Source organism: Brevundimonas sp. SS2672, from assembly GCF_059579685.1.
Window position 1 is genome coordinate 335,526 of sequence record NZ_CM184201.1, and the last position, 11,558, is coordinate 347,083.

At 70.0% G+C, this 11,558-nt stretch carries 14 protein-coding genes; 6 read left to right on the forward strand and 8 right to left on the reverse strand.

Annotation, left to right across the window (positions count from 1 at the left end; genetic code table 11):
• The first annotated feature begins 67 nt into the window (after positions 1-67).
• Entirely contained in the window at positions 68-280 is a 213-nt protein-coding gene (locus tag AC52GN_RS01680; RefSeq protein WP_291779289.1) for a hypothetical protein, read from the forward strand.
• Positions 281-291: 11 nt separating this feature from the next.
• On the opposite strand, the gene AC52GN_RS01685 is transcribed toward AC52GN_RS01680, so the two are convergent.
• A complete protein-coding gene (locus tag AC52GN_RS01685) occupies positions 292-1,410 on the reverse strand; it encodes a cell wall hydrolase (protein WP_496527979.1) in 1,119 nt (372 codons plus the stop codon).
• A gap of 425 nt (positions 1,411-1,835) precedes the next feature.
• Here AC52GN_RS01685 and AC52GN_RS01690 point away from each other — a divergent pair, with 425 nt between their 5' ends.
• The 5 genes from AC52GN_RS01690 (at position 1,836) to AC52GN_RS01710 (ending at position 6,202) form a co-directional block, all read left to right on the forward strand.
• Entirely contained in the window at positions 1,836-2,033 is a 198-nt protein-coding gene (locus AC52GN_RS01690) for a hypothetical protein (protein WP_338577956.1), read from the forward strand.
• A 262-nt stretch (positions 2,034-2,295) separates the two neighbouring features.
• On the forward strand, positions 2,296-2,658 hold the full coding sequence (locus AC52GN_RS01695; RefSeq protein WP_291779298.1) for a DUF6481 family protein: 363 nt from the start codon (positions 2,296-2,298) through the stop codon (positions 2,656-2,658).
• Between the two features lie 311 nt (positions 2,659-2,969).
• A complete protein-coding gene (locus AC52GN_RS01700) occupies positions 2,970-3,446 on the forward strand; it encodes a Dps family protein (protein WP_291779301.1) in 477 nt (158 codons plus the stop codon).
• Between the two features lie 124 nt (positions 3,447-3,570).
• Positions 3,571-4,767, forward strand: a complete 1,197-nt coding sequence (locus AC52GN_RS01705; protein ID WP_496527980.1) for a cell wall hydrolase — start codon at positions 3,571-3,573, stop codon at positions 4,765-4,767.
• A gap of 121 nt (positions 4,768-4,888) precedes the next feature.
• Positions 4,889-6,202, forward strand: a complete 1,314-nt coding sequence (locus AC52GN_RS01710; protein ID WP_496527981.1) for a hypothetical protein — start codon at positions 4,889-4,891, stop codon at positions 6,200-6,202.
• Between the two features lie 55 nt (positions 6,203-6,257).
• Here the strand turns inward: AC52GN_RS01710 and trxB are convergent, their stop codons facing one another.
• From trxB to AC52GN_RS01745, 7 genes are all read right to left on the reverse strand, one after another.
• A complete protein-coding gene (trxB, locus tag AC52GN_RS01715) occupies positions 6,258-7,265 on the reverse strand; it encodes a thioredoxin-disulfide reductase (protein WP_291779307.1) in 1,008 nt (335 codons plus the stop codon).
• Positions 7,266-7,327: 62 nt separating this feature from the next.
• Positions 7,328-7,672, reverse strand: a complete 345-nt coding sequence (locus AC52GN_RS01720; protein WP_291779309.1) for a hypothetical protein — start codon at positions 7,670-7,672, stop codon at positions 7,328-7,330.
• A gap of 169 nt (positions 7,673-7,841) precedes the next feature.
• Positions 7,842-8,822 carry a mitochondrial fission ELM1 family protein gene (locus tag AC52GN_RS01725; RefSeq protein ID WP_496527982.1) on the reverse strand — a complete coding sequence of 327 codons (981 nt, stop codon included), beginning with the start codon at positions 8,820-8,822 and terminating at the stop codon, positions 7,842-7,844.
• A 38-nt stretch (positions 8,823-8,860) separates the two neighbouring features.
• Complete coding sequence (greA, locus tag AC52GN_RS01730) at positions 8,861-9,334, reverse strand: transcription elongation factor GreA (protein ID WP_003170051.1); 474 nt, start codon at positions 9,332-9,334, stop codon at positions 8,861-8,863.
• A gap of 178 nt (positions 9,335-9,512) precedes the next feature.
• Positions 9,513-9,725, reverse strand: a complete 213-nt coding sequence (locus AC52GN_RS01735) for a hypothetical protein (protein ID WP_291779317.1) — start codon at positions 9,723-9,725, stop codon at positions 9,513-9,515.
• 53 nt (positions 9,726-9,778) lie between these two features.
• Entirely contained in the window at positions 9,779-9,997 is a 219-nt protein-coding gene (locus AC52GN_RS01740) for a cysteine protease (protein WP_496527983.1), read from the reverse strand.
• An 86-nt stretch (positions 9,998-10,083) separates the two neighbouring features.
• Positions 10,084-11,406: an amidohydrolase gene (locus tag AC52GN_RS01745; protein WP_496527984.1), complete on the reverse strand. Its 1,323-nt coding sequence runs from the start codon at positions 11,404-11,406 to the stop codon at positions 10,084-10,086.
• Positions 11,407-11,558: the final 152 nt, after the last annotated feature.

Here is an 11,558-nt window from a genome sequence, read left to right on the forward strand (position 1 = left end):
GGGGAACGGGCCCGGCGGGGGGCCGTTTTCAGAAGGCAGGAGGGCGCGACCTCGAAGGAGAGACGCCATGACCAGGGCCCCACAGCCGCCCAGGGAGCAACGCAGCTTCGCCGACCGCGGCGCCCAGCTGATGGATGAGGCGGCCGCCGTGGATCGGCGCGACCGGGCGGACGGCGTGCAATCCGGCCAGCCGGGCGATGCGGACGTCAACCTGAGCCAGCAGGGGCGTTACGGCAATCTGCAGCAGAATCTGACGACCCACCGCAAGACGCATCCCTAGACCAGGATCGATCAGGCTTCGGCGTTGATCATGACGGTCGCGGCGGCGGGCTTGGGCGAGGCCGGGGGCGTCGCTACCGGGGCGGGCGCAGCGGCGGCGCGCGGCGCAGCGGCGGGACGCTCTTCCGTCTTGCCCGACGCCAGGGCTTCGCGCGCCAGGACGGCGGTGTAGGCCACGGCGCCCGAGGCGTTGCGGGCGGCCTCTACGGGATCGAGGCTGGCCTGGACCAGACGCGGGGCGTTCTCGGCCGGACCCGACGGGCGCGGGTTGTAGGCGAAGGCCTGGCTGGCGCCCGAGCGGCCGCCGAAGCGGTAGAACAGGTGATCGCCGACCTGGTTCACCCGCACCAGATTGTTGCGCCACGACGGCGAAACGGCGGTGGTGTGGAAGTGGGTGGCGTTGCCGACGGCGGCGAACACCTGGCCGGACAGGGCCTTGGCCGCCACGTCGCGGGCGCGGTTCCAGGCCGCGCGGTTGACGGCGCCGCGCATGGCGCCGTTGCAGGTGAAGCTGAACTGGCAGCCCGAACCGCGGTTGGCGCCCTGATAGACGACGCTGCAGACGGTCTTGGGGAAGGCGGGGTGGCGGGCGCGGTTCAGCACCACCTGGGCCACGGCCTTCATGCCGTCGCGGCCTTCGCCGCGGGCTTCATAATAGACGGCCTGGGTCAGGCAATCGAGGTCGCGCGACTGGTCCAGGGCGCCGTCGAGGCGGAAGGGACGAGCGGCGGAAACCCTGGTCGCGCCGGGGCCTTGCAGGCTGGCGCGGCGCAGGCCGTCCTGGCCCTGAAGCTGCTCCAGGCGGGCGGTCAGCAGTTCGGCCTGACGGTCGCGCTGGGCCGAGCCGGCGACGGAATAGGGGTCATGGCGATGGGCGATGGTCAGGGCGCTGGCGTCCAGGCCGCCGGCCGCTTCGGCCAGGGCTTCCTGGGTATAGCCGCCGGCGCCGGCGCCCTGCAGGCGCTCGGCCTGGGCGCGCACGGTCGAGGCCTGGGCGGCCAGGCCGCCCAGATAGGCCCCTCCGACAGCGAGGCCGACGACGCCGCCGAACGCCGCCGCTGCCGTCGTGGGGCGCAGGCGGAATGAGCGGGCGGCGTGCATCAGCGCACGCGTCTGCGAGGAGAGAGACAAAGGCGTAGTCCTGTACAACAGGGCGAGGATGCCGCCCCCGTAGATCCCGAACCCCGGCGACAAGGACGCGTCGCGCTTAAGCGGGTCGGGCGAACGCCGACTGAACGCCGACCCTCGAAGGCGGGCCTTTATCCATCCGATCATGGCCTCAATGTGACTGATTCGCTAGAATTGTAATTTCTTCAGCATAAGAAAAACGCCTATCAGTCATTATTCCGCGTCGTTTTAATCGTGACGAAATTGCGCCTTAGACATTCTTGCGAAGACTGTATTGGTATGTTGATCGAAGATTGAGCTTGGAGCGATCGGGGGATGAATAAGCTATTGGCCGGGGGTCGACATCTTGGTTGTCAGAGTCACGCCATAGATGGGAACCTGCGGTCGATTCTCGCGTTCCAAGCTGAGCTATTTCAAGGAGTTGCCCCATGACCCGCACCGCTTCCCGCCTGGCCGTACTGGCGCTGGCCGGCGCCGGAGCCCTGGCCCTGTCGGCCTGCGGCCACAGCATTGAACAGAAGGCGGCCACCGGCGCCGTCGCCGGGGCCGTGGTGGCCGGTCCGGTCGGGGCGGCCGTCGGGGGCGCCGCAGGCGCGGCGGTCGGCCACGCCCAAAAGCCTCACTGATTCCAGCCGCACTGATTCCAGCCGCGCTGAAGGCTGACGCGGCCGCCTCGCGCGGCTGCATTGTGCGTCCGGGCGGCCTCTCCGCCCCCTAAATCCAATGAAATTGGGCCGTGGAGCTTGATTTCGGCGCGAAATTCGGCTTTGGCCTCCCGCCGGGCCGAGCGCGTCGAGATGCGCCTCCCGGCCCGATCCAAGGCCGTCGCCTCGGCGATCGGCCCCTTTCGCCGTCTCCATTCCCTATCAAGGACACCCGCCTCTCAGCATGCGCGACCTCAAGAACACCGGCTTCAACGACCGCCTGTCCGCCCAGAAAGACGCCAAACAAGCCCTCCTGGCCCGGTTCAAGCCGAAGCCGACGGTTCAGGATCCCGAGTTCGAGAAACTGGCCGAAAAGCGCGCCGCCGAGAAGGAGGCCGTCCGCCAGCAGCACGAACTGGCCAAGGCCGAAGTGCGCCGCGAGAAGGCCGAGAAGGAAGCCGCCCGCCTGGCCGCCGAAATGGCCGCCCAGGAAGAGGTGGACGCCGCCAAGCGCGCGGCCCGCAAGGAGCGCAAGCAGCTGACCAAGGAAGAGCAGAAGGCCGCGCGCGACGCCCGCTACGCCGCCCGCAAGGCGCGCCAGCGCTAAAGGGCTGCGCCCTTCTCCCGCTGCGGGAGAAGGTGGCGGCCGCAGGCCGACGGATGAGGGGGCTCTCCGAAGTCTGACGAGGGGCGAAGCCAGCGTCGAGCAACCCCTCATCCGACCTCACCCGGACTGAAATCCGGGATCGGCCACCTTCTCCCGCAGGGGGAGAGGGGTTTGCGTTGCAACATCCCTGCGGCTTCGACGTTACAGGGGCGAAGATTCCTGCGGCGGGTCGCAGCCGACCCCTTGGATCGCGGGGCGGACGACCTAACTGCAAGGCTGATCTTCACACCGCACTGCAAACGGGAGCCGTCATGAACGCCATCGACACCGGTCTTAAGCCCAAGGAGCGCGCCGACGTCGCGCGCGAACTGTCCAAGGCCCTGGCCGACAGCTACGCCCTCTATCTGAAGACGCACGGCTACCACTGGAACGTGCGCGGGCCGGAGTTCTTCAGCCTGCACAACCTGCTGGAAGAGCAGTATCGCGAGATCTGGGCCGCCCTGGACGAAATCGCCGAGCGCATCCGCGCCCTGGGCGAACTGGCGCCGCAGAGCGCCTCGGCCTTCGCCAACCTGACCTCGATCAAGGACGGCGATCCCGAGAAGGATTCCTCCGAGATGCTCAAGGAGCTGATCAAGGACCACGGCGTGGTCATCGCCACCGCCCGCGCGGCCCTGGACGCCGCCGACGAGGTCGGGGACGAGGCGTCGGTCGACCTGATGACCGTGCGTCTGGCGGCGCACGAAAAGGCCGCCTGGATGCTGCGTTCCAGCCTGGGCGAGCGTTAAGCGGGAAGAGGAGCGCCGTTTCGCCTCACGGAACGGTAATCTTCGCGTCTGAAAAGCGCCGGATTGGGCGGTCATGCAGATCGTCGATTTCCGGCGCCGTCAGGCGTCGTTATACGGACGTCGCATGAACCTCGGCCGCCTCACGCCGCTGAAGACGACCGGACGCCGGGCTGTGGCAGCGGCGCCTGCCGCCATGGCCGTGACCCTGGCGGCGATGGGCGTGGCCATGTCGGCCAGTTCGACCCCGCGCCCCGACATCGACCGCACCGCCGAAGCCGTGGCCCGCGCCACCGGCGGCGACCTGGGCCCGAACGGCCTGGCGGCGGTGACGGCGCGGATGGATGCGGGGCAGCTGGCCGTCGCGCGGCGGCATGATCCGGCCCTGGGCCTGCCCGAACTGTATGGGCTGACGCCGGGCTGGGAGAGCCTGACCCTGGGCGGCAAACCCAGCCTGGATCAGGGCGTGGCGGGCGTTGCGGCGCAACAGTTGAACGCCGCCATGCCCAACGCCTTCGGCGCGCTTCAGCCCGCACGGCCCTTCGTCTTCCGTCCGGCGGACGAGGCGTCGCGTCGGCGCGCCCTGCGCTGCCTGACCCAGGCCGTCTATTACGAGGCGGCGCTGGAGCCGACCGAGGGGCAGGAGGGCGTGGCCCAGGTCGTGCTGAACCGGGTGCGCGATCCCAACTATCCCTCCAGCGTCTGCGGCGTCGTCTATCAGGGCGCCGAGCGGACCACGGGCTGCCAGTTCAGCTTCACCTGCGACGGCTCCCTGGCGCGCGGGCCGGTGCGCTGGGCCTGGGATCGGGCCGAGCGGGTCGCGGCGCGCGCCCTGAACGGCCATGTGTCCGAGCGCGTGGGCACGGCCACCCACTACCACGCCGACTACGTCCACCCCTGGTGGTCGCCGACCCTGGCCAAGATCACCCAGGTCGGGGCGCACATCTTCTATCGCTGGAAGGGCGCGGCCGGAGAGACGGCGGCCTTCGTCAACGCATACGCGGGCCGCGAGCCGTCGATCGACGAGGCCCGCTTCGCCCAGTCTCGCGTCCTGCTGGCCACGGCTGCCGACAGCGTGGAAGAGGCGCTCGACGGGGCCAAGTCGGGCGAACTGCGCACGGTCGAGATCGACGGCCAGACCCGCGTCGTCGGCATCGCCAGCCTGGGCGGTCGCCGCCAGGCCGGCAAGGAGGAGATCGCCGCCATCAACGAGCGCCTCAAGGCCTTCGAGGCCGGCGCCGTCCCCAGCGTGACCGTGACCGCCCCGCCGCCCGCCGGCGTCACGCCCATGGCCGTCGAAGAGGTCGGCAAGCCGCAGGGGTGAGGGCGGGGCGATCGCCCTATTCAGCCCGCTTCCGGCCATACTATCGTCGCTTCGAGCTTCACCATATGTGGGGAGCCCGCGCTGGAGGGCGTGCGGGGGCTGTTGTTCGGAAGGGGAAGTCATGACGTTGCGTATCGGGGGAGGGCGGCTCGGCCTGGCCATGGGACTGGTCCTGTTCTCGGCGGAGGCCGCCCTGGCGCAGGCGCGACTGGACGCCGCCTCGGCCGCGACGGTCTTCGGACAGGCCCAGGCCTTGTGCGACGCGGACGGCGGTCGGGCGTGGGGCGTGTCGCTGTGCGGGCCGATCCTGATCGCCGATCCGGCGACGCGCGACTTCATCGCCAATGCGGACGGCGTCGATGCGCCCCTGGAGCGGGAAGGCGCGCTCTTCACAGGGCGGCTGCCGGACGCCGTGCCCATCGCCAATACGGCGGTGCGCTGGAACGGTCGGGTCTGGACCATGCTGATGGCGCCGCTGCCGGAGGATGAGACGGCGCGGTCCATCCTGCTGATGCACGAGGCCTGGCATCGCATCCAGGACCAGATCGGTCTGAAGGCGATCCACGCGGACCAGCCTCAACTGGAGACCGAGGCGGGGCGGCTGTCCCTGCGTCTGGAGTTGCGGGCCCTGTCGGCGGCGCTCGCGGCGGTCGAGCCGGTGGAGCGCCGTCGGGCGGTCGAGGACACTCTGGCCTTTCGGGCCTGGCGGCACGCCCGGTTCCCGGAGGCGCAGGCCGCCGAGGACGCCATGGAGCGGAACGAGGGCGTCGCCGAATACACCGGCCGCCTGTTGTCGCGCGATGATCAGATGACGTCCCGCCTCGCCGCGCACCTGCCCAGGGGCGACCGGGTGCGCGCATACGCCCGATCCTTCGCCTATTACACCGGCCCCGCCTATGGCGTCCTTCTGGATGAGGCGGCGCCGGGCTGGAAGGCGGACTGGGATCGCCGCGAGGGACTGGGGCGGATGCTGGCGCGCGCGCTGGGGTTGGAGGTCGCCGCCGATGACGCGGCCTTCGCGGAACGCGGGGCGAGATACGGCGCGGCGCAGATCGAGGCCGAGGAATCGGCAAGGGCGCGCGAACAGGCGGCGCGCGTCGCCGCCCTGAGGGCCGGACTGGTGGACGGTCCCGTTCTGGTCGCGCCCGTATCCGGCGCCGGCTTCAGCTTTGATCCCAATCAGGTGACCCCTCTGCCGCCGGAAGGATCGGTCTATGGCGTCATTCGCGCCGCGACGGACTGGGGCGTGCTGGAGGTCGAGAAGGGCGGCGCCCTTCTGTCGAGCGATTGGTCACGCCTGTCCGTGGCCCTTGCCGAAGCGAGCGCCACGCAGGATGGAATGACGGGGGACGGCTGGACCCTGACGCTGAAGCCGGAGTGGATGGCGACGACGGGACCGCGCGAGGGAGATTGGACGATCAGGCGGCGGCCCTGATCGCGAACCGCCGCCCTTCGAGGCGGGAAGGATCGGCCGCCGGAGCGGCCGAGGTTCACCAGGCGCCGATCTTCTCGGCTTCCTTGTGGCTGATGGGGTGTTGGGCGGCCTTGTGGTCTTCCTCGGCCAGGAAGCGGGCGGCTTCCAGGGCGGCCATGCAGCCCATGCCCGCCGCGGTCACGGCCTGACGATAGACGTCGTCGGTGACGTCGCCGGCGGCCCAGACGCCCTCGATGGCGGTCGCCGCCGTGCCCGGCCGGACCCGCAGATAGCCGCCGGAGTTTGTCTCCAGCTGGCCCTTGAACAGCTCCGACGAGGGGGCGTGGCCGATGGCGATGAAGACGCCGTCGGCGGGGATTTCGCTGATCTCGCCGGTCTTGACGTTCTTCAGGCGCACGCCGGTGACGTTGCGGGCCACGCCGTCGACCACGCCGACCACCTCCTCGACGGCCACGTCCCAGACGACCTTGATTTTGGGATGGGCGAACAGGCGATCCTGCAGGATCTTCTCGGCGCGGAACTCGTCGCGGCGGTGAACGACGGTGACGGTCTCGGCGAAGTTGGTCAGGAACAGGGCTTCCTCGACGGCGGTGTTGCCGCCGCCGACGACCACCACCTGCTTGCCGCGATAGAAGAAGCCGTCGCAGGTGGCGCAGGCCGAGACGCCGAAGCCCTGATATTCGGACTCGGAGTCCAGCCCCAGCCATTTGGCCTGGGCGCCGGTGGAGATGATGACGGTTTCGGCCAGGATTTCAGAGCCCGAGTCCAGCGTCAGGCGGAAGGGGCGCTGGGACAGGTCGGCCTTGACCACGATGTCGTGGATGACCTCGGTCCCGACATGCTCGGCCTGGGCCTGCATCTGCTGCATCAGCCAGGGGCCCTGAATGGTCTCGGCGAAGCCGGGATAGTTCTCGACGTCCGTGGTGATGGTCAGCTGGCCGCCGGGCTGAAGCCCGGCGATGATCACCGGGTTCAGCGAGGCGCGGGCGGCGTAGATGGCGGCGGTCCAGCCGGCGGGGCCGGAACCGATGATGGCGACACGGACGGTACGAGCTTGGGTCATGGCGCCTATTTAGGCGCTGATTCCCTCAAGCGCGATGCCGATGCGACATTCACAGGCCGGATTCAGGCGTGAGCCGGCTGTTTGGCGTCGGCGGCGCGGGCCGCCCTCAGCTGCTCCAGGGTGTCCGCGACGTCGGACAGGAAGACCTGACGGCGCTCCGCCGCCTCGGCGGGGTCCGCGCCATGACGCATGACGCGGCCGTTGAACAGGGCGGCCTCTTCGCGGATGCGGGCCACCAGGGCGGTCAGATGGCCCTTGCCCTTGCGCTGGTCCATGACCTGGGCGTGATTGTCGGCGTCGCGAACACGCCGGGCCAGGGCTTCATCGACATCCTGTCCCATCTCGGCGCGGCCAGCCATCTGGCTGAAGTCATGGGCGTAGAGGCGGATGAAATTTTCCACGATCAATTAGAACGTCCTTTCCGTGACTGAGCTTCGGCCAAGGCGCAGCCGACCGCCGGCGTTGCCGCCGTCGATTCATGGGCCGGGTTTTGCCTTGATCCCGACATATGGGGACGGCGAGGGCCTTTCGCCACCTTGGCCGCTGGGAGGGGCCGCTGGGGAGCGGCCTGGGGCCTCAGCGCTTCGGCATGGCCGCCAGCACGGCGCAGGCGGCGCGCTCGGTTTCGTTCAGCGGTTCATAGGCCCAGGGCGTCAGCGTCCCGTCGAAGGGGCGGGCGGCGCCGCGGGCCTGAAGATCGGCGTGCAGGCGGGCGAACTTGCCTGGCGCCTTCCTGGCGATCATGGGCAGGATATGGACGGGCTTGCCGGTCGAGGCGGCCTCGGCGGCCATGTTGGCGCTGTCCTCGGTGACGAGGATGTGGTCAGCGCCGTCCAGCATGGCGAACAGGGGGTTGTCGCCCGTACCGTCCCAGATCCAGCCGGGCAGGGCCGACAGGCGTTCGGTCATCGCCGCCTTGGCCGCCTGCGGCGTGCGCCGCGAATAGGTCAGCAGCAGGGCGCCGTTCGCGGCGGTCACGGCCTCGGCGATGCGGCCGGCCAGATCGGCGGCGTGGGCGGGCGGCAGGTCGAAGGCGGCGGACGCTCCGCCCACCATCACCGCCACGCGCGGATGGGGCAGGGGGGCGATGCGCGCGGCGAAGGCGGGCGCCGCCTCGGCCAGCCTTTCGCGCGTGATGCGGTGAGGGCTGCCGGTGATCGACAGGACGTTGGGGCCGCTGAGGGCGTCATGGGCGGGGGCGACGATCAGGCCGTAGCGGTCGTTGCGCCAGCGCGGGTCCTGGGTCTGGACGACGAAGGTCCTGCCGCCGCTCCAGTCGCGCACGCGCGCCGACAGGGGCAGGCTGGCGCGGCCCGTGGCGATCCACAGGTCAGGCCATTCGGCGACGCCGCGCGGATCGAACGACCCCGGCGCCAGCATGGCGGGGGTCTTCAGGCCCGAGGGCCAGCGGTCGAAGGCGGGGCGCCAGCGGACGGTCTGGACCGTGATCTCGGCCGGGGTCAGGCGGGCGACGGCCTCGGCCAGGCCCAGGGCCTGGTTCTGGATGCCGGTGCGGCCGTCGGACACGACCCAGATGGAAAGAGGGCGCGCGGCCATGCCGCGCGCCCTGCCTTCAGCCTCGATGTCGGCGGAGGTTACTTCCACTCGACCTTGAGGATCTCATAGGCCTTCACGCCGCCGGGCGTGTTGACCTCGACCACGTCGCCGACCTCCTTGGAGATCAGGGCGCGGGCGATCGGCGAGGCGATGGAGATCTTGCCCAGCTTCACGTCGGCCTCGTGTTCGCCGACGATCTGATAGACGCCTTCTTCCTCGGTGTCCTCGTCCACGAAGGTGACGGTGGCGCCGAACTTGACCTGATCGCCGGACAGTTTGGACACGTCGATCACCTGGGCGCGGGACAGCTTGTCCTCGATCTCGGCGATCGAGCCTTCGATCCAGCCCTGGCGCTCCTTGGCGGCGTGATATTCGGCGTTTTCAGACAGATCGCCATGCTCGCGGGCTTCCGCGATGGCGGCGATCACGCTGGGTCGTTCCACCGACTTCAATTGCTTGAGTTGATCGTCGAGGGCGCGATACCCCTCGGCCGTCATCGGCACTTTTTCCATTGTGTCGTGAGTTTCTTGCTACGCCCGAAGACAGGTGAGAGACGTTCCGGTACCGCTGCGGCCACGGGGGCGTTGCGTGACCGGCCCAAGAAGGTAGGGCGCCCGACGCCCAAACTCAAGATGGCCGACCGGCGCCATTCGGCGTGGCGGAAGCGCGCAGCCCCGATTCAGTCCCTGTTCACGGCCTTGTGGTCGGAGCGGGCGGGACGGAGGGCCGGCGATCCCGGCTGAAGGCGCGGCGCAGCGCCGTCCAGGCGATGAACCCCAGGGCCGCCACGGCCAGGAGCATGAAGACGCCGGACACGACCGCGACGCCCGCGGCGATGAAGGCGATGACGAGACAGACGGCCGCGAACAGGGCCGCGATGACCTGGAGAACAGACAGACGCATGAAAGTGTTAACGCCGCCGGGCAGGCCGGGTTTCCTCGGTCGGCTTGCGGACCTCAGCGCCGCCGCCCGCTCCAGCGACGGCGCCGATGGGGCGGCGGGGACGTCGTGCGGGCGCCGCGCGGGACGTCATGGACCGGGGCGCGGCGGCTCTTCCACAACCGCCAGGCCAGGGTCGCCAGGGCGATCTTGCCGGCATGGCGCGCGGCCAGGCTGCGGCCCCGACGCGACAGCAGCAGGCCGCCCAGCAGGGCGGAAAGGCGAGGCAGAGGCATGGACGGCGTCTCCTACGGATGCGGAACCTGCGGGAGCAACGGCCGGGACGCCGCCGGGTTCAGCGCCCCGGCCTCGCCTTATCGTCTCATTCCGCGCGTTTGGGCATCAGGGCCTCGGCGGCCAGAACCGAGCCTTCCACGCCCAGGGTGACGGCGGGCTCGGGCGTGATGCGGAACAGGCCCGAGTGGTGGCCGGGGGCGTCGTCCACCTGATCGGGCGGCGTGCCGCCGACGCGGAAATAGACGCCCTTCACGCCCAGCTCGGGGGTAACGAACTCGGCGAAGTCCTCGGCCCCCATGCCGGTGCGCGGATTGTCGATCAGCACCCCTTCGCCCAGGGCGGCGGTCAGGGCCTCGCGGACGCGTGCGGCGGTCTCGGCGTCGTTGATGGTGGGCGGGGTGTTCTCCAGCGGCGAGCGCACGACGGTCGGCAGCCTATCCTCGGGCACGCCCAGGGCGCGGGCGGTGTTGGCCGAGATGCGGTCGATGCCGTCCAGCAGCTTGGCGCGGACCTTGGGGCTGTCGGCGCGGACGGTCAGCTGCATGTCCACGCGGTCGGAGATGATGTTGTGCTTGATGCCGCCCTTGATGGCGCCGACCGTGACCACGGCGCCCTCCAGCGGGCTGGTCTCGCGGCTGCGCAGGGACTGCAGGCCCACCACGATGTGCGAGGCGACCAGGATGGGATCGACCCCCAGATGCGGCGAGGCGCCGTGGGTGGCGACACCGTGCACGGCGATGTCCACGCTGTCCGAGCTGGACGAGGTGATGCCCAGCGGCACGCCGATCCGTCCCGTCGGGGTGTCGGCCGAGACGTGGAAGGCCAGGGCGTAGTCCGGCTTGGGGAAGCGGGAGTAAAGGCCGTCCTGCACCATGGCGCGGGCGCCGAAGATACGCTCCTCGGCCGGTTGGGCGACTAGAACCAGGGTGCCGGACCAGTTGGCCTTGCGCGCCTGCATCTGACGCGCCGTGCCGACCAGGGCGGTGATGTGCACGTCGTGGCCGCAGGCGTGCATGACGGGCTTTTCGACGCCGTCGCTGTCGACCTGACGGGCGGTGGAGGCGTTGGCCAGGCCCGACGTCTCCTCGACCGGCAGGCCGTCCATGTCGGCGCGGATCATGACCGTGGGGCCGGGGCCGTTGCGCAGGACGGCGACCACGCCGGTGCCGCCGACGCCGGTGGTGACGTCATAGCCCAGGGCGCGCAGTTCCTGCGCCATGCGCGCCGAGGTCTCGACTTCGAGGCCCGACAGTTCCGGGTTGCGGTGGAAGTGGTCGAACAGGGCGCCGAGGTTGGCGTCGTAGTCCGCCTTGACGGCGGCCTTCAGCCCCGCGTCCTGGGCGATGGCGGGCGCGGAACCGGCCGCCAGAACGGCGGCCAGGATAGCGGTGAGCGTGGTCTTCTTCATGATGGTGTCCCCTCCGGTGTCGGGAGCGACCTTAGCCGCTGGAGGGGAGGGGGCAACCGGGGAAGAGGTCGTGTGCGCGCCCTCTCTGCGTCATCCTCGGGGCAAGCCCGATGACGGCGACTATATGGGATGACGGTGACTATAGGGTGGTG

Bases quoted from the DNA above. Each gene is read 5' to 3' on its own strand.
- AC52GN_RS01680 (WP_291779289.1), top strand. From the start codon at position 68: ATGACCAGGGCCCCACAGCCGCCCAGGGAGCAACGCAGCTTCGCCGAC.
- AC52GN_RS01690 (WP_338577956.1), top strand. From the start codon at position 1,836: ATGACCCGCACCGCTTCCCGCCTGGCCGTACTGGCGCTGGCCGGCGCC.
- AC52GN_RS01695 (WP_291779298.1), top strand. From the start codon at position 2,296: ATGCGCGACCTCAAGAACACCGGCTTCAACGACCGCCTGTCCGCCCAG.
- AC52GN_RS01700 (WP_291779301.1), top strand. From the start codon at position 2,970: ATGAACGCCATCGACACCGGTCTTAAGCCCAAGGAGCGCGCCGACGTC.
- AC52GN_RS01705 (WP_496527980.1), top strand. From the start codon at position 3,571: ATGAACCTCGGCCGCCTCACGCCGCTGAAGACGACCGGACGCCGGGCT.
- AC52GN_RS01710 (WP_496527981.1), top strand. From the start codon at position 4,889: ATGACGTTGCGTATCGGGGGAGGGCGGCTCGGCCTGGCCATGGGACTG.
- trxB (WP_291779307.1), bottom strand. From the start codon at position 7,265: ATGACCCAAGCTCGTACCGTCCGTGTCGCCATCATCGGTTCCGGCCCC.
- AC52GN_RS01725 (WP_496527982.1), bottom strand. From the start codon at position 8,822: ATGGCCGCGCGCCCTCTTTCCATCTGGGTCGTGTCCGACGGCCGCACC.
- greA (WP_003170051.1), bottom strand. From the start codon at position 9,334: ATGGAAAAAGTGCCGATGACGGCCGAGGGGTATCGCGCCCTCGACGAT.
- AC52GN_RS01735 (WP_291779317.1), bottom strand. From the start codon at position 9,725: ATGCGTCTGTCTGTTCTCCAGGTCATCGCGGCCCTGTTCGCGGCCGTC.
- AC52GN_RS01740 (WP_496527983.1), bottom strand. From the start codon at position 9,997: ATGCCTCTGCCTCGCCTTTCCGCCCTGCTGGGCGGCCTGCTGCTGTCG.
- AC52GN_RS01745 (WP_496527984.1), bottom strand. From the start codon at position 11,406: ATGAAGAAGACCACGCTCACCGCTATCCTGGCCGCCGTTCTGGCGGCC.